The sequence below is a fragment of the Nonomuraea sp. NPDC004354 genome, from assembly GCF_053602555.1.
Window position 1 is genome coordinate 34,393 of sequence record NZ_JBSGDV010000026.1, and the last position, 16,330, is coordinate 50,722.

14 protein-coding genes are annotated in these 16,330 nt (G+C 71.1%); 8 read left to right on the forward strand and 6 right to left on the reverse strand.

Annotated features, from left to right (window positions below):
• Positions 1 to 176 precede the first annotated feature (176 nt).
• Positions 177 to 1,430: a hypothetical protein gene (locus ACWENQ_RS41460; RefSeq protein WP_452419215.1), complete on the forward strand. Its 1,254-nt coding sequence runs from the start codon at positions 177 to 179 to the stop codon at positions 1,428 to 1,430.
• A complete protein-coding gene (locus ACWENQ_RS41465) occupies positions 1,427 to 2,380 on the forward strand; it encodes an SIS domain-containing protein (protein ID WP_449931704.1) in 954 nt (317 codons plus the stop codon). The genes ACWENQ_RS41460 and ACWENQ_RS41465 overlap by 4 nt, the downstream gene beginning before the upstream one ends.
• Positions 2,381 to 2,452: 72 nt before the next feature.
• On the opposite strand, the gene ACWENQ_RS41470 is transcribed toward ACWENQ_RS41465, so the two are convergent.
• The 4 genes from ACWENQ_RS41470 to ACWENQ_RS41485 all read right to left on the reverse strand — a co-directional run bounded on the left by ACWENQ_RS41470 (position 2,453) and on the right by ACWENQ_RS41485 (position 6,919).
• Complete coding sequence (locus ACWENQ_RS41470; RefSeq protein WP_452419258.1) at positions 2,453 to 3,010, reverse strand: GTP-binding protein; 558 nt, start codon at positions 3,008 to 3,010, stop codon at positions 2,453 to 2,455.
• Between the two features lie 4 nt (positions 3,011 to 3,014).
• Positions 3,015 to 3,329 (reverse strand): DUF742 domain-containing protein, encoded by a 315-nt coding sequence (locus tag ACWENQ_RS41475; protein WP_358140933.1) that lies wholly within the window; start codon positions 3,327 to 3,329, stop codon positions 3,015 to 3,017.
• Between the two features lie 141 nt (positions 3,330 to 3,470).
• Positions 3,471 to 3,893 (reverse strand): roadblock/LC7 domain-containing protein, encoded by a 423-nt coding sequence (locus ACWENQ_RS41480; RefSeq protein ID WP_452419217.1) that lies wholly within the window; start codon positions 3,891 to 3,893, stop codon positions 3,471 to 3,473.
• Positions 3,890 to 6,919 (reverse strand): nitrate- and nitrite sensing domain-containing protein, encoded by a 3,030-nt coding sequence (locus ACWENQ_RS41485; protein WP_452419219.1) that lies wholly within the window; start codon positions 6,917 to 6,919, stop codon positions 3,890 to 3,892. The genes ACWENQ_RS41480 and ACWENQ_RS41485 overlap by 4 nt, the downstream gene beginning before the upstream one ends.
• A gap of 476 nt (positions 6,920 to 7,395) precedes the next feature.
• On the opposite strand from ACWENQ_RS41485, the gene ACWENQ_RS41490 reads away from it, so the two are divergent.
• The 6 genes from ACWENQ_RS41490 to ACWENQ_RS41515 all read left to right on the forward strand — a co-directional run bounded on the left by ACWENQ_RS41490 (position 7,396) and on the right by ACWENQ_RS41515 (position 14,129).
• Entirely contained in the window at positions 7,396 to 8,541 is a 1,146-nt protein-coding gene (locus ACWENQ_RS41490; RefSeq protein ID WP_452419259.1) for a quaternary amine ABC transporter ATP-binding protein, read from the forward strand.
• On the forward strand, positions 8,538 to 10,442 hold the full coding sequence (locus ACWENQ_RS41495) for an ABC transporter permease subunit (RefSeq protein ID WP_452419221.1): 1,905 nt from the start codon (positions 8,538 to 8,540) through the stop codon (positions 10,440 to 10,442). The genes ACWENQ_RS41490 and ACWENQ_RS41495 overlap by 4 nt, the downstream gene beginning before the upstream one ends.
• A gap of 7 nt (positions 10,443 to 10,449) precedes the next feature.
• Complete coding sequence (locus ACWENQ_RS41500; RefSeq protein ID WP_354922477.1) at positions 10,450 to 11,430, forward strand: ABC transporter substrate-binding protein; 981 nt, start codon at positions 10,450 to 10,452, stop codon at positions 11,428 to 11,430.
• 47 nt (positions 11,431 to 11,477) lie between these two features.
• Positions 11,478 to 12,410 (forward strand): ABC transporter substrate-binding protein, encoded by a 933-nt coding sequence (locus ACWENQ_RS41505; protein ID WP_452419223.1) that lies wholly within the window; start codon positions 11,478 to 11,480, stop codon positions 12,408 to 12,410.
• A 320-nt stretch (positions 12,411 to 12,730) separates the two neighbouring features.
• A complete protein-coding gene (locus tag ACWENQ_RS41510) occupies positions 12,731 to 13,366 on the forward strand; it encodes a DUF998 domain-containing protein (RefSeq protein WP_452419224.1) in 636 nt (211 codons plus the stop codon).
• A gap of 1 nt (position 13,367) precedes the next feature.
• Positions 13,368 to 14,129: a TetR/AcrR family transcriptional regulator gene (locus ACWENQ_RS41515; protein ID WP_354922471.1), complete on the forward strand. Its 762-nt coding sequence runs from the start codon at positions 13,368 to 13,370 to the stop codon at positions 14,127 to 14,129.
• A gap of 95 nt (positions 14,130 to 14,224) precedes the next feature.
• On the opposite strand, the gene sigJ is transcribed toward ACWENQ_RS41515, so the two are convergent.
• Positions 14,225 to 15,157, reverse strand: a complete 933-nt coding sequence (gene sigJ, locus ACWENQ_RS41520; RefSeq protein ID WP_452419226.1) for an RNA polymerase sigma factor SigJ — start codon at positions 15,155 to 15,157, stop codon at positions 14,225 to 14,227.
• A gap of 269 nt (positions 15,158 to 15,426) precedes the next feature.
• Positions 15,427 to 16,330 (reverse strand): SDR family NAD(P)-dependent oxidoreductase (locus tag ACWENQ_RS41525; protein WP_452419228.1); only part of this gene is annotated, 904 nt, incomplete at its 5' end.

The following is a 16,330-nucleotide window of genomic DNA, read 5'->3' on the forward strand; positions in this document are numbered from 1 at the left end:
TCGCGACCAACCGGGCACTGCAGACCAAAGCAGGAGTGTTGCAGCCAACATCAACATGAGCAAGACTTTTCCGGACATTGTCACCAGGAAGTTCGATAAACGTGTTGAATCGCGATTCAATATGGCGACGACTGCCGGCCCCACGTAAGAATCACGTTACCGATCAGGACGGCGCCGTGACCAGTTCCCGGCCAACTCTCACCGCCGCTCTCAGCGCCGGTGAAGGGTTCACGGCGGCGTTCCTGGCGGCGCTGTCGGCCCCCGTGCCCGAGCCCTTCAGGGTCCGCCGCTACCTACCCATGCCCGCCCCGTACGGCACCGCCGGCGAGCCCGGCGCCGGGGACGCCTGGCGGGAGCGCGGCATCGACGTCGACCAGACCAACCACTCGGTGGTCGTCGGCGAGCGGGTCGTGGTGAAGTGGCTGGCCGAGCCGGCGCCGCTGCCCCACCCGACGCTCGCGGCGTTCGCGCACCTGACCGAGGCGGGCTTCCGGGACACCGCCCCGCCGTACGCGGCGCTCACCAGGGTCGAGCCGTCGGGCGCCGAGACGCTGCTGGCCCTGGTGACCGGCTACCTGCCCAGGGCGAGGGACGGGTGGGAGTGGTGCGTGGACGAGGCGGAGGCGGGCCGTACCGGCTTCGCCGCCACGCTCGGCCGGCTGGCCGCCGACCTGCACCTGGCGCTCGCCACCTTCCCCGCGGCGGACGGCGCGGCCCCGGCACCAGTGCGCCTTCCCCAGGACGCGGCCCCGGCACCAGTGCGCCTCCCGCAGGACGCGGCCCCGGCACCAGTGCGCTCCCCGCAGGACGCGGCCCCGTCACCGGCGGGCGGCGAGCCCGGCGGGGCGGACCTCTCGCGGCAGGAGTCCGCGCTCGACCGGGCGGCCGGGGCGCTGGAGGAGGCGCTCGCGCTCACCGACGGCGAGGACGGCGCGTGGCTGCGCGCCCACGAGCCCTCCCTGCGCGCCGGGCTGGCCCCGCTGGCCACCCCGGTCACCACCCCGAGGATCCGCATCCACGGCGACTTCCACGTCGGCCAGATCCTCCAGTGGCGCGACGGATACGCGGTGATCGACTTCGACGGCAATCCCACGGTCGCCGACGCCGACCCCTACCAGCCCGCCGCCCGCGACGTCGCCCAGCTCACCACCAGCCTGGAACACGTCGCCCAGGTGGCCGTCAAGCGCCGCGGCACCGCCCCCTCCGCCGCCGCCGAGTGGGCCGCCGCCGCCAGAGCCGGTTTCCTGGAGGCCTACCGGCTGCGGCTGCGCGCCGCCGGCCGGGCCGAGCTGCTGGACGAGCGCCTGCTCGGCCCGTTCGAGATCGAGCAGGAGTGCCGCGAGCTGATCTACGCCGCGCGCCACCTGCCCCGCTGGCGCTACGCCCCCATGGGCGTGCTGCGCACCCGCTACACCGAGGAGAACCCGTGAACCCCGAGCTGTTCCACGCCGACCTGGAGGCCAAGCCCTCCGCCCTCGCCGACCTGGCCGCGTGGCTGGAGAAGGAACCGCTGACGCTGCCGGAGGGGCTCAGGCGAGTGGTGTTCCTCGGCATGGGGAGCTCGCGCTACGCCGCGAGCGTCGCCGCGCTCCGCCTGCGGGCCAGGGGCTTCGACGCCTACGCCGAGTACGGCTCGGCCGCCGCCACCTTCCCCGCCGGCCCCGAGACGCTCGTCGTGCCGATCTCGGCGACCGGCGGCAGCAGGGAGACGCTCGACGCCCTCGCCCGCTACGCCGGCGGCCCCTCCCCCGTCGTCGCCCTCACCAACGTCGCCGACTCGAAGATCACCGAGGGCGCCGACCAGGTCATCCCGATGCTGGCGGGCGAGGAGCGGGGCGGCGTCGCCTGCCGTACCTTCCAGCACACGCTGGCCCTGCTGCTGGCGCTGGAGTCGCACCTCACCGGCGCGCCCCGCGACCTGCCCGAGCTGGTACGGCGGGCCGCCGAGGCCACCTCCGACCTGCTCGACCGCCGCGACGAGTGGCTGCCGACCGCCCTCGACCTGCTCGACGGGCCGAACGGCGTCTACACGATCGCCCCGGCCGAGCGGCTGTCGTCGGCCCAGCAGTCCGCGCTGATGGTCCGCGAGGGGCCGCGCAGGCCGGCCGACGCGTGCGAGAGCGGCGACTGGTCGCACGTGGACGTCTACCTCACCAAGACCCTCGACTACCGCGCCCTGCTGTTCCCCGGATCGGCCTACGACGAGCAGGCCATGGACTGGGTACGGCAGCGCGGCTCCACCGTCCTCACCGTGGGCGGGCATGTGGAGGGCGAGCGCGCCGCGATCCGCTACCGGCACGACGAGGATCCGGACGTGGCCCTGCTGACCGAGACGCTGGTCGCCGAGCTGGTCGCCGCCCACTGGTGGCGCACCGCCTGACGCCCCGCTCCCCGGACCTGGGCCCGCCGGGTGCGGGTCAGGGTCCGGGCCAGGAGGTCGGGTCGTAGGCGGTCAGAAGGTGGGGCCGTAGGAGGAGCGCACGGTCAGGGCGTGTTCGACGAGCGTGATGAGCGTGCTCTTGACCGCTTCACGGGAGCGCGCGTCCGTCCGGACGATCGGCACGTGCGGGGCGAGCGTCAGCGCGTCCCGCACCTGGTTCTCCACGTGCGGGAAATGCCCGTCCCACCCGTTGAGCCCGACCACGAACGGGAGCTTCGCCTCTTCGAAGTAGTCGATCGCGGGGAAGGAGTCGGCCAGGCGCCGCGTGTCCACCAGCACGACCGCGCCGATGGCGCCGCGCACCAGGTCGTCCCACATGAACCAGAACCGGTGCTGACCGGGCGTGCCGAACAGGTACAGGATCAGGTCCCTGTCCAGCGACAGCCTGCCGAAGTCCATGGCCACCGTGGTGGTGGTCTTGTTCGGGGTGAGCGACACGTCGTCGATGTGCGCCGACGCGTCGGTCATGACCGCCTCCGTGGTGAGCGGCAGGATCTCCGACACCGCACCGACGAACGTGGTCTTGCCCACACCGAACCCGCCCGCCACGACGATCTTCGTCGAGGTCAGGCCGCTAGAGCCTGCGAAGTCCACTTAGCACCCTTTCCAGCAGGTTCCTGTTCGGCATGCCCGCGTCCAGCTGCGGCTGGTAGATCCGCACCAGACCCTCCGCCTCCATGTCCGCGATCAGCACCCTGGCCACGCCGAGCGGGATGGCCAGCAGCGCCGACACCTCCGCGACGGACCTGATCTGGCGGCAGAGCTCGCTGATCGCGCGGTATTCACGGGTGTGGTTCATGCCGAGCTGCGCCGAGGTCGCCGAGGAGACCAGCGCCTCCATCGCCAGGTTGGTGCGCGGCGCGGTGCGCCCGCCGGTGAGCGAGTACATCCGCACCAGCGAGGGGCGCTCCTCCTCGGGAGGAGTGGGCGCGGGGCCGTAACCCGGCGGCTGGCCGTACCCCCGGCCGTAGTCCGCCGGCGGCCCATATGGAGGAGGGCCGTCATTCCACGAAGCCACGATCGTCTCCCATCACCAGGGGTGCGCGGATGACAGTTCCGCCCGTACGGCGGGCGTGAGCACCTGGCCCGCCCTTTCGACCAGCACGGTCATCTGGTAGGCGACCAGGCCCATGTCGCATTCGGGCGCGGCCAGCACCGCCAGGCACGAGCCGTCGCTGATCGACATCACCAGCAGCAGCCCGTGCTGCATCTCCACGACGGTCTGGGTGACCCCGCCGCCCTCGAAGACCCGGGAGGCGCCCTGCACCAGGCTGATCAGCCCGGCGGCCACGGCGGCGAGCTGGTCGGCGTGGTCCTTCGGGAACCCGCGCGAGAACGCCATGGGCAGCCCGTCGGAGGAGACGACCACGGCGTGCGCCACACCGGGCACCTCCTCGACGAAGCCGCTGACCAGCCAGTTGACGTCCCTGGCGGCCTGGCTCAACTCCTTCACCGCTGCTCCTCCTCCTGCGCGTTGTCGAGCTCGGCGCGGCCCTTCCGCACGCCCTGCTGGAAGCTGGCCAGCCTGCTCCTGATCCGGTCGGGCGAGACCGGCGGCATCGGCGGCGTGGGAGCTGCGGACTGCGGGGCGGCGGCGGTGCCCGGCACCAGGTTCGCTCTGGGCTTGCGCTTGGGCAGGCCCGAGGAGGTGAGGCCGCCGAGGCTGGGGTCGCTGGCCGCGCGGGCGGCCTGCCAGCCCGCGTCGGCGGGCGACGACCAGGCGTCGGGCGAGGGTGCGCCCTGCGGGGACGCGACGGGCGGGTACGGATCGGCCGGCCGTGCCGTCGCGGGCCTGCCCGGCACGCCGCCCCCCAGGGTGGGTCCCGCAGCGGGCCCCGCGCTGGGTCCCGCGTGCGGACCGGTGTCGAACGCGGGGGCGTCCGGGGTGTCCGGGGCGTCGGAGAAGGGTTCCGGCCGCTTGAACCAGCTCGACTCCACCGCCGCGAAGATCGGCAGGTACTCCTCCTCGCCGGTGTCGAGCGAGGAGGTCTCCACCCTGGGGAGAGGGCTGGTGGCGTCGGGGAAGCCGGACCTGGGTGGCGCGTCGAAGGAGTCGAACGGGCGGCGGTCGAGCGTGCCGTACGAGTCGGGGCCCTGGGAGCCGCCCAGGCCGGGCATCTCGCGGAAGCCGGGACCGTCGTCCGGAGCGTGCCCGCCGCGCTTGGGCAGCCCGTTGGCCGTGAAGTCGGAGGTGTAGTCGGACGGGAAGTCGGAAAGGTCGGCCGAGGGCGCGTCGTTGGTGCCGAACCAGTCGACGGGCGGCGAGTCGAGCACCGGCGCGCCCATGGGCGAGGGCTTCAGGTCGTCGAGCACGGGCCGCTCGTACGGCTGGGGCCCGGCCTGCGGCGGCACCATCGGCTGGAGCGGCACCTGCGGGCCCGACGGCAGCTGCGACATCGGCGACATGGGCGGCACCTGCGGCATCTGCGGCATCTGCGGCTCGGACGGCGAGCCGTGCAGGGGCGGCATGCCCTGCCCCGCCGGGAAGCCGTGCCCTGGCTGCTGGCCGGGGATGGCGGTCAGCAGGCTCTCGGGGATGAGCACCATCGCCGTGAGGCCGCCGACGTCCTGCCTGCGCAGCTGCACGCGGACGTTGTGCCGGAGCGCCAGGCGGCCGACCACGAACAGGCCCATCCGCCGCGACACCGACACGTCCACCACCGGCGGGTTGGCCAGCCGCCAGTTGGCCTGGGAGATCTCCTCCTGGCTCATGCCGATGCCCTGGTCGGTCACCGCGATCATGACTCCGCCGCCGTCGATGCGGCTGCTGGAGACCGTCACCTTGGTGTCGTTCGAGGAGAAGGACACGGCGTTCTCCACCAGCTCGGCCAGCAGGTGGACGGTGTCGGTGACGGCCTGGCCGGCGATGGCGACCTCGGAGGCGCCCTGGATGACGACCCTGTCGTAGCTCTCGACCTCGCCGAGAGCGGCGCGGACGATGTCCATCAGCTCGACGGACTGGGTCCACTTGCGGGCGGCCTCCTGGCCGGCGAGGACCAGGAGGTTCTCGCTGTTGCGGCGCATGCGGGTGGCCAGGTGGTCGAGCTTGAACAGGTCACCGAGGCGGGTGTCGTCCCGCTCGCCGCGTTCGAGCCGCTCGATGAGCGTCAGCTGGCGTTCGACCAGGGTCTGGCTGCGGCGGGAGAGGTTGACGAACATCGCGTTGACGTTGGCGCGCAGCTTGGCCTCGTCGCCGGCCAGCCGTACGGCCTCGCGGTGGACCTCGTCGAAGGCCCGCGCGACCTCGCCGACCTCGTCGCGGGAGAAGACCCCGATCGGGGTGACCTCGGCGGAGACGTCGCTGTCGCGCGCCTCGCGCAGGCGCTGGACGAATCCGGGCAGCCGCTCGCCGGCGATGTCGAGGGCCTCGCTGCGCAGCCTGCGCAGCGGGCGCACCAGCGAGCGCGCCACGCCGGTGGTGATGAGCAGGACGGCCAGCAGCAGCGCCACGACGGCGCCGGCCACCAGGTAGGCGCGCTTGGTCTCGGCCCCGGCCAGTTCCTCGCTGCGCAGCACGATCGCGGCCGACTGCCGCTCCTCGACCGAGCGCATGGACTCGACGATGACGGTGGCGGCCTCGAACCACTCGCGCGCGTCGTCGCGCTTGGCGAGGTCGAGTCCCTTGAGCGGGGCGCCGGTGCTCACCCTGGTGAGGACCAGCTCGCGCAGGAAGCGCGCCCGGTCGGCGCCGCGGCCGTTGACCGTCTCGTCGAACAGGCGGCGTTCGGCGGCGGTGGCCTCGGCGGCGAAGGCCTTGCGCTGGTTGGCCTCGTTGGACTGCTCGCCGAGGAAGGTCTTGAGCTGTTCCTGCTCGAACCTGCCGACGACCAGCACGCTGGTGAGCAGCGCCTGCTGCAGCGAGGCGCTCTCCTTGGCCCGCGCGAGCGCGTCGAGCGTCGCCGACTGGCGTACCAGTTCCTCGTCCTCGCCGTTCTTGCCGAGCTCGTCGTTCAGGGTGAGCAGGTCGGCGATGACGGTGGTGTAGGCGTCGAGGGCGGCGCCGGGCAGCAGGTCGGAGTCGAGCGCCTGGTCGCGCAGCGCGGCGAGGTCCTCCAGGCGGTTCAGCACGGTCGCGACCTCGTCGCCCGTCCGGCCCGCGACCTCGGTGCCGAGGACGGCGGCGCTCTGCCGTACCTTGTCGGCCTGGGTGTCGACCCTGCTCATCTGGGTGCGGACGTCGGCCAGGCCGCGCTCGGGGCGGCCGAGGGTGATGTACCAGGCGGTGCGGGCGCGTTCGGCGCCGAGCTCGTGGGTGAGACCGCCGATCTGCTGGGCGAGCTTGGCCAGCTGGTTGGCGCGGTCGTAGTCGGCCGCCGCGCTGGTGGAGGCGACGACCTGGATGCCGCCGAGGAGGACGGCCGCTGCGGTCGGGACGAGGATCAGCGCGACTAATCGCGCGCGCACCCGCCAGTTGCGCAGCCGCCATCCACCGTGATCGGCGGCCTGGTCGGCGGCCTTGGCACTGGTTCTTCTACTCACCGAACGCAACCTCAGTTGGGGGGAGAGCCTCCCGTGAGACTCCTGGGAAAACTCCAGCAAGTGGCGGCTATTTCAGCACACCAATACCTGAACGACCAAACGAACATAACGCGACAAATCTAGTCGGGTACCACACAAGCGTCGATAACTTGGGGCCCCCAATTTCGGTCCGCCGTTATCGGATCCAGAGATGAAAATGTCGCTATATATCACCTTCTGTCCGGTTGTGGGGGTTTGCCGCGTTCCAGTTGAAGATCCACTCCGTAACGCCCGCGTCTCTACATGGTCACGACGTTGTGATTCGCGTTATTCAGGCCCTATGTTGAGCCCCGTCGCGCCTACCCTCGACAACTCGGACCGGGCCAACCGCGGGGCCGGCAAGCTTCTGGAGGCAGCAAGTGGCAGCCGGGCAGGACAGTGCGGCGATCCAGGTCAGCGGGCTGTGGAAGATCTTCGGCCCGCGGGCGGATCGCGTCATGAAAGGCCCTGACAAAGATCTCGACCCGGCCGAACTACGCGAGAAGACCGGCTGCACGGCCGCCGTCAGAGACGTCACGTTCGATGTCAGACCAGGCGAGATGTTCGTCGTGATGGGTCTGTCGGGAAGCGGTAAGTCCACCCTGGTGCGCTGCCTGACCCGCCTCATCGAGCCGACGGCCGGAAAGATCTCCATTGGCGGCCAGGACGTGATCGCCGCCGCCCCCGCCCAGCTACGGGAATTACGCCGCCATCACGTCAGCATGGTCTTCCAGCACTTCGGCCTGCTGCCGCACCGGCGCGTCATCGACAACGTCGCCTACGGCCTGGAGATCCAGGGCGCTCCCAAACCGCGCAGGCACGAGCGCGCGAGAGAGATCCTTTCCCTGGTCGGCCTCGACGGGCACGCCACCGCCTACCCCGACCAGCTGTCGGGCGGCATGCAGCAGCGCGTCGGGCTGGCCAGGGCACTGGCCGTCGACCCCCAGGTGATGCTGTTCGACGAGCCGTTCAGCGCGCTCGACCCGCTGATCCGCCGCGACATGCAGGCCGAGGTCATCAGGCTGCACCGCGAGGTCGGCAAGACGATGGTCTTCATCACCCACGACCTGTCGGAGGCGCTCAAGCTGGGCGAGCGCATCGCGATCATGCGGGCGGGCCGGATCGTCCAGCTCGGGACACCGGAGGAGGTCGTGGGCGCGCCCGCCGACGACTACGTGGCCGACTTCGTCCGCGAGGTGCCGCGCAGCCACGTGCTGTCGCTGCGCTGGATCTGCCGGACGCCGGAGCCGGGCGAGCATCTGGACGGCCCCGTCCTCCCGGCCGGCACGATCATCAGGGACGCCATCCCCGCGGTGACCGGCTCGGCCAGGCCCATCCGTGTCATGAACGGGGACGAGCTGATCGGCGTGGTCGACCGCGTGGACATCCTGTCGGCGATGGCGCACGAGCCGGCCGTACCGGAGGAGATCCGGGTGCCCGAGCCCGCACCGTCACCCGAGGAGGCCGCGCAACCCGGCGCGCACCAGGGCGAGGCCGGCGACCCGACGGGAGCGCACCCGGACCAGGGCGAGGGCGACGACGCGGCGGGAGCGCACCCGGACCAGGGCGAGGGCACGGCGCCCGTCCCGCAGGCGCGCGCATGAGCGGCGCCGTCGCCGTCGCGGACGCTCCCGGCATCCGCCGCCCGCCCCGCTGGGTCGTGCCCGCGGTCGCCGTCGCCGCCCTCGTGGCCGGCTACCTCACGCTGAACGGCACCGCCACCCTCCCGCACGACGACGAGGCGGCCGCCTTCCTCGCCGTCAACGACGCCCGCGACTGGGTCGACGCCAACAGGAACGACAACCCGCTGTTCCTGTACTTCATCAACTACGTCCGCATCTACCTCGGGCAGCTCTACACCGCCTTCGAGACCGTGCTGCAGGCGCTGGGCTGGCCCGGCCTGATCGGGGTGATCGGCGGCCTCGGCTGGTTGGCCGGCGGCTGGCGGATCGCGCTGCTCGGCTTGGCCGGATTCGCCTCCTTCGGGGTGCTCGGCGTCTGGGACGCCGGTGTCCGCACGCTCGCCCTGGTGCTCGCCTCCGTGCTGATCGCCCTGCTGATCGGGCTGCCGCTGGGCGTCTGGGCGGGCCGTTCGCCACGCCTGCGCCGGGCCCTGTCGCCGGTGCTCGACGTCATGCAGATCATGCCGACGTTCGCCTACCTGACCCCGATGGTGCTCTTCTTCGGCATCGGCCCCTCGTCCGCGACCGTCGCCACCCTCATCTACGCGATGCCGGTCGCCATCAAGATCACCGCGCTGGGGATCGAGCAGGTCTCCCGTACCGCGACCGAGGCCTCCGACTCGATCGGCGCCACCCGCTGGCAGACGCTGCGCAAGGTACAGCTGCCGATGGCGCGCGAGACGATCGCGCTGGCGATCAACCAGACCATCATGATGGCGCTGTCGATGGTCGTGATCGCCGCTCTCATCTCCGCCCCCGGCCTCGGCTCCGACATCATCCGCGGCCTGTCGCGGGCCAACGTCGGCTTCATGCTGCCGGCCGGCGTCGCGATCGTCGTCATGGCGGTCGTCCTGGACCGGATGACGATGGCGGCGGCCCGCCGGAGCGCCACGGGACCCCTCGGGTACGCCGTCGCGGGCGCGCCGGCCGTGGTCGGCCTGGCGCTCACCTTCGTGCTGCCCCCCGCCTTCCCCGAACAGTGGGTGGTGCCGATCGGCGGCCCCGTCAACGACGCGGTGGAGTGGGCCAAGTTCAGCTGGTACGACGTCACCGAGGCGATCAAGAACATCACCTCCACGATCCTGCTCAACCCGCTGCAGGACGTGCTGACCTCCACGCCGTGGTGGCTGGTGGCCGCCGCCGTCCTGGCGCTGGCCTGGTGGGCGAGCGGGCCGCGCCCCGCGCTGGTCGCGCTGGCGTGCCTGCTGGCGCTGGCGGGGGTGGGGCTGTGGGAGCACAGCATGGCCACGCTGACCACCGTTCTGGTCGCCGCGGCCGCCGCGCTCCTGCTCGGCCTCGTCCTCGGCGTCGCCGCCGCGCGCTCGCGCGCCTTCTCGGCCGTCCAGCGTCCGCTGCTCGACGCGGCCCAGACGATGCCGTCGGTGGTCTACCTGCTGCCCGCGCTGGCGCTGTTCGGGCCGACGAGGTTCACCGCCATCTTCGCCTCGGTGATCTACGCGGTGCCACCCGTGGTGCGCCTGGTCGAGGACGGCATCCGCGGCGTGTCCCCCACCTCCGTCGAGGCGGCGCTTTCAGCCGGCTCCACCCGGCGCCAGCTGCTGTGGAAGGTCCAGCTGCCGATGGCACGCGGGGCCATCCTGCTGGCCGCCAACCAGGGCATCGTCATGACGCTCGCCATGGTCGTGGTGGGCGGCATGGTCGGCGCGGGCGGGCTCGGCTACGACGTCGTCACCGGCTTCTCCCAGCACTCCGACTTCGGCATGGGCTTCGTCGCCGGAGTGGCCACGGTGCTGCTGGGCATCATGCTCGACCGCATCACGCAGGGCGCCGACAGGCGCACTTCCCCCCACTCAAGAGGATGATCACCGGATGAAGATACGCCTCATGGCCGGGGTCGTCGCCCTCGGCCTGGCCGTCGCAGGGTGCGGCGGCGGCGCCAGGGTCGACGGCGGTACCACGGCGAGCCCCGCCACCCAGCCCAGCGGCTCGGCGAGCGCCGCGGCCGCGGGGACGGTCAGGATCGCCATCAACCCCTGGGTCGGATACGAGGCCAGCGCGGCCGTGATCGCGCAGCTGCTGCAGAGCCAGCTCGGCTACACGGTCGAGAAGAAGGAGCTCAAGGAGGAGGTCGCCTGGGCCGGCTTCGAGACCGGCGAGGTCGATGTCATCGTCGAGAACTGGGGGCACGACGACCTCAAGAAGAAGTACATCGACGAGAAGAAGGTCGCCGCCTCGGCCGGCTCGACCGGCAACAAGGGCGTCATCGGCTGGTACGTCCCGCAGTGGATGGCCGACAAGTACCCCGACATCACCGACTACAAGAACCTCAACAAGTACGCCGACCTGTTCAAGACCTCCGAGTCCGGCGGCAAGGGCCAACTGCTCGACGGCGACCCCTCCTACGTCACCAACGACGAGGCGCTGGTCAAGAACCTGAAGCTGGACTTCAAGGTCGTGACGGGCGGCAGCGAGGCCGCACTGCTGGAGTCGGCGGCGCAGGCGCAGGAGCAGCAGAAGCCGCTGCTGTTCTACTTCTGGACCCCGCACTGGCTCTTCGACAAGGTCAAGCTGGCCAGGGTGAGCCTGCCGCCGTACACCGCCGGCTGCGACGCCGACCCCAAGAAGGTCGCCTGCGACTACGCCGAGCTCGACCTCGACAAGATCGTGAGCAAGAAGTTCGCCGACACCGGCGGCAAGGCCTACGAGCTGGTCAAGAACTTCACCTGGACCAACGAGGACCAGAACGCGGTCGCCAACGACATCCAGAACAACGGGATGTCCGCCGAGGCCGCCGCCAAGAAGTGGATCGACGCCCACACGGCCACGTGGCAGGCCTGGATCCCGAAGTAGACGATCGTGTGCCCCCGTCGCCGGCGGGGGCACGCCGGAGACCGCACATGAGAACCAAACTGCTGGCCGCGGCCCTCACCCTCGGCCTGATCCTCACCGGCTGCACCAGCGAAGCACCCCAGACTCCGAAGGCCACCGGCACCGTACGGCTGGCCGTCAACCCGTGGGTCGGCTACGAGGCCAGCGCCGCGGTGCTCGCCTACCTCCTCGAGCACGAGCTCGGCTACAAGGTCGAGACCAAGAAGCTGACGGAGGAGGAGTCCTGGAAGGGCTTCGAGAGCGGCGACGTCGACGTCATCGTCGAGAACTGGGGCCGCGACAAGGAGAAGAAGGAGTTCATCCAGGACAAGAAGGTCGCCGTGTCCGCGGGGCTGAACGGCAACAAGGGCGTGATCGGCTGGTACGTGCCGCAGTGGATGGTCGAGGAGTACCCGGACATCACCAACTGGCGCAACCTCAACAAGTACGCTCACCTGTTCAGGACCGAGAAGTCGGGTGAGCTCGGGCAGGTGCTCGACGGCGACCCCACCTTCGTCACCGCCGACGAGGACCTGGTCCGCAACCTGAAGCTGAACTACAAGGTCGTCTACGCGAGCAGCGAGGACGCGCTGATCAAGGCGATGCGGTCGGCCACCAGGACCAGGCGCCCGCTGCTGATGTACTTCTACCAGCCGCAGTGGCTGTTCACGCAGGTCAAGATGGCCAAGATCAACCTTCCGTCGTACGCGATCGGCTGCGACGCCGTGGCGGCGAAGGTGGCCTGCGACTACCCGCCGTACCTGCTCGACAAGATCGTCAGCAAGAAGTTCGCCGACACCGGCGGCAGGGCCTACGAGCTGGTCCGCAACTTCTCCTGGACGAACGACCACCAGAACGCGGTGGCCAGCGACATGACCGACGGCGGCATGTCGGCCGAGCAGGCGGCCAAGAAGTGGATCGACGCGAACAAGATCGTGTGGAAGGACTGGCTGCCCAGGTGATCGGGCACCGGGCCCTCCCCCGGCCACCCCGGCGCGCGCCACGTCCCGGCCGCCGGCCGGGAGAAACCCGTCGCCGACCCGAGGGCACCCATCCTCACCCCAGGGAACCAGTCGCCGCCCGGACGGAACCGGTCGGCGGCCTGGGGGCACCGGTCCCGCCCCCCGAGGAAACCGGCCGCCGTCTCGGGGGCGCTGGTCCCGCCCCCGGGGAAGCCGGTCGGCGGCACGGGGGGAACCGGTCGGCGGCACGGTCCGGCGTCATTCGGTCGGCGGCCCGCCCCGCGCCGTGACGTGGCCGGGCAGGATGGGAGGTGGGGCGCGTGATCGGTGAAGGGACCGCGATGAGGCTGATGCGGTTGTCGGGGGTGGCCGGCGCGGTGGTCTTCGTCACCGCCTTCCTGGTGGAGGGCGCCACGCGGGGCGGCGGCTACGACCCGCTCCGGCATCCCGTCAGCTCGCTCGCCATCGGCGACCTCGGCTGGACCCAGACCGCGAACTTCCTGGTCACAGGGTTGCTCATGCTGGCCTTCGCGATCAGCCTGCGCGGCACCTCCCGCTGGGGCCTCGCCCTCATGCTCGCCTTCGCCGTCGGCCTGATCGGGGCCGGCCTCTTCGTGACCGACCCGGTGAACGGTTACCCGCAGGACACGCCGGCGACCTCCACCACCGCCGGCACCCTGCACGACCTGTTCTCGCTGCTGGTCTTCGCGGGACTGCCCGCCGCGTGCTTCGTGTACGCCAGGCGCTTCGCCGGATGGGGCAGGCCCGGCTGGACGGCGTACTCGATCGTCACGGGCGTCGTCTTCCTCGCCGGCTTCGTGATCACCGGGGTCGGCTTCTCCGGCGCCGCCGGACTCTCCCCGATCGCGGGACTGCTCCAGCGGCTCACGCTCGTCGTCGGCCTGACCTGGGTGGCCCTGCTGGGCAGCGGAATCCGTACGGTGTACCGTACATAAGGTGACCGTCGAGTACACCGGCAAGGGCGACCCCGCCCGCAGCCTCGCCCTCCTGTGGCGCACCAGCGAACGCCCGAGCCGCAAGGGCAAGCCGGAGCTGAGCGTCGACCGCATCGTCAGGGCCGCCATCGAGGTGGCCGACGCCGAGGGGCTGGCGGCGCTGTCCATGCGGAGGGTCGCCGAACGGCTCGGCGTCGGCACCATGTCGCTCTACACCTACGTGCCCGGCAAGCCCGAACTGCTCGACGTCATGCTCGACACCGTCTACGGCGAGACCGCCCGCCCCGACGACCTCCCCGGCGGCTGGCGGGCCCGCCTGCTGCAGATCGCCCGCGAGAACTGGGCGCTCTACCTGCGCCACCCGTGGCTGCTCCAGGTCGCCACCAGCCGTCCTGTGCTCGGCCCCAACACCACGGCCAAGTACGAGTACGAGCTGCGCGCCATCGACGGCATCGGCCTCACCGACGTCGAGATGGACTCGGTCATCACGCTCGTCACCGGGTTCGTCCACGGCGCGGCGCGAGGCGCGGTGGAGGCGCTGGAGGCGGAGAAGCACACCGGGATGACCGACGAGCAGTGGTGGGCGGCGCACGCGCCCTTCCTGCACCGGATCGCCGACGTCAACCGTTTCCCCGTCGCGTCGCGCGTCGGCGAGGCCGCAGCCGAGGTGTACGGCTCGGCGCACAGCCCCGAGCACACCTTCGAGTTCGGCCTGCAGCGCCTCCTCGACGGCATCTCCCTCCTGATCGACTCCCGCTCCTGACCGACTCCGGATCCCGACCGACTCCCGCCCCTGACCGGCGCCGATCCCCGACCGGCTCCGGATCCTGATCGACTCCCGCCCCTGACCGAGTCGCGTTATTTCTCCGGCAGTCGGGCTACATCAGATACCGGTCCGATGTGGGCAAGCTTGTCGGGATTGGCGACCGAGTGGACCGCCTGGACCACGCCGTCGGCGATGTCGAGTTCGACCACGGCGGCCACGCGTCCTTCGGCGTCGTACATCACAGCGCCCGGCCCGCCGTTGACCCAGGCCGGCCGGAGAGAGACGCCGAGCATCCGTATCCGGCGGAGCCCGGCGACGAGCAGCTGTGCGACGCGCCGCGGCTCGGTCGCCGGCTTCCCGATCGCCTGTGCCTTGCCGCCGCCGTCCCCGTGCAGCACCACGTCGGGCGCGAGCATGCCGAGCAGCGCGTCCATGTCGCCGCCCGCGGCGGCCTCGAAGAACCTGCGGGCGAGCTCCTTGCCCTGCGCCCGCCGCGCCGGGGTCGGCGTCCTGTCGCCCAGCCGCCCCCCAGCGGCGATGCGCTGCCTGGCGCGCGCGAAGATCTGCCGGCAGTTCACCTCGGTCTTGCCGATGATCCTCGCCACATCCGGGTAGCCGTACCCGAACACCTCGCGCAGCATGAACACCGCCCGATCCACCGGCGAAAGGGACTCCAGCAGCACGAGGAACGCCATCGACAGCGAGTCGGCCAGCTCGGCGTGCTCGGCCGGGCCCGGCCCATCGGCGGACACGACGACCGGCTCGGGCAGCCAGTCCCCCACATACGTCTCCCGCCGCACCCGCGCCGAACGCAGGTGGTCGATGCCCAGCCGCGTCACCGCCGTCGCCAGGTACGCCTTGGGGTCGGCGATCACGGTTCCCGCCTGGCGCGCCCGGGTCATGCCGAGGAACGCGTCCTGCACGATGTCCTCGGCGTCGCCCACGGAACCGGTCATCCCGTAGGCGATGGAGAACAGCAGCGGCCGGTACCCGGTCGCGCCCGTCTCATCCGCCGGCCCAGGCACAGAATCCCTCCCGCCGACTCGCGTACCGCTGCTCACCTACTCGCCTTCTCGCCTTCTCGCTCGAGGACGCTTCCGCACGACGGGCAGCAGAGTATCCGAGGCGCCCGGCCCGTCGATCACGCCCTATCACTGCACGGTTCCCTCCGGTGCCGCAACCGGCCCGGTCTTGTCCACATACCCCCGCCCGCACCAACGGCGGACGCAGGCCCGACCACGAAGGCAGACCCGACCACGGAGGCAGACCCGACCGCGGAGGCAGGGCGCGGCGGTCACCAGGCGATGCGGCCAAGGCGATCGATGAAGATCCCGGTCGGCCCGTCGGCGTCGATCATCGCGAGTTCGAGGATCGGGTCGGTGCCCTGGGTGACCGTCAGCTGGCCGGTGTGATTGTTCATGTCGGTGGCGGCGAACTTGCGGTTGGCGACCTCCCCGGGGGTGACCATGTTGAACTTGATCTCCGGGAGCGCCTGGGCGTACCGGACGGTGATCATGTTCAGTGCCGTCTTGGACGAGCTGTAGGCGAGCTCGTGCATTTTCGAGGCGGGCTGCTCCGGATCGGTCACGACCGCGAAGGTACCGACGGCGCTGGACACCATCACCACCCGCGGATTGTCCGCCGCCCGCAGCAGGGGAAGGAACGCGTGCGTGACCCTGACCGGTCCGTACACGTTGGTGTCGTAGACGGAATGAATCTCGTCAACCGTCGCGTCCGCGGGCGCGATGGCTCTTCCTGACGCGCCGGCGTTGTTGATCAGCACGTCCAGCCGGTCGGTGTGCTCCCGGACGAGTCGTTCCGCGTCGGTCACCGACTCGTCCGAGGTCACGTCCAGCGGGACCATGACCACGTTCGCGCCACCGGCGGTCAGCTTGTCGGCGGCCGCCCGTCCTCGACCTTCGTCACGCGAGCCGAGAAAGATCGTCCAACCCAGTTCCCCGAGGCGCCGGGCCGCCTCGAACCCCAGTCCCTTGTTGCCTCCGGTGATCAGCACCGAGGTCTGTTCCGCGTTCGTCATGCCCTCTAAGACGACATGCTCCATCGGGCTGTGACACCGTGTGAGCGAGCTCACATCAGGAGCACGTTGCGGGTTGCCGACTGTGCCGCCGAACCCCGCTGCAGCCGGCCCGGCACTCGATCCGGCCGACCACTCCGCCGCAGCCGACCCCGCACCGTAC

Bases quoted from the DNA above. Each gene is read 5' to 3' on its own strand.
- ACWENQ_RS41495 (WP_452419221.1), top strand. From the start codon at position 8,538: ATGAGCGGCGCCGTCGCCGTCGCGGACGCTCCCGGCATCCGCCGCCCG.
- ACWENQ_RS41505 (WP_452419223.1), top strand. From the start codon at position 11,478: ATGAGAACCAAACTGCTGGCCGCGGCCCTCACCCTCGGCCTGATCCTC.
- ACWENQ_RS41475 (WP_358140933.1), bottom strand. From the start codon at position 3,329: ATGTACTCGCTCACCGGCGGGCGCACCGCGCCGCGCACCAACCTGGCG.
- ACWENQ_RS41490 (WP_452419259.1), top strand. From the start codon at position 7,396: ATGAAAGGCCCTGACAAAGATCTCGACCCGGCCGAACTACGCGAGAAG.
- ACWENQ_RS41500 (WP_354922477.1), top strand. From the start codon at position 10,450: ATGAAGATACGCCTCATGGCCGGGGTCGTCGCCCTCGGCCTGGCCGTC.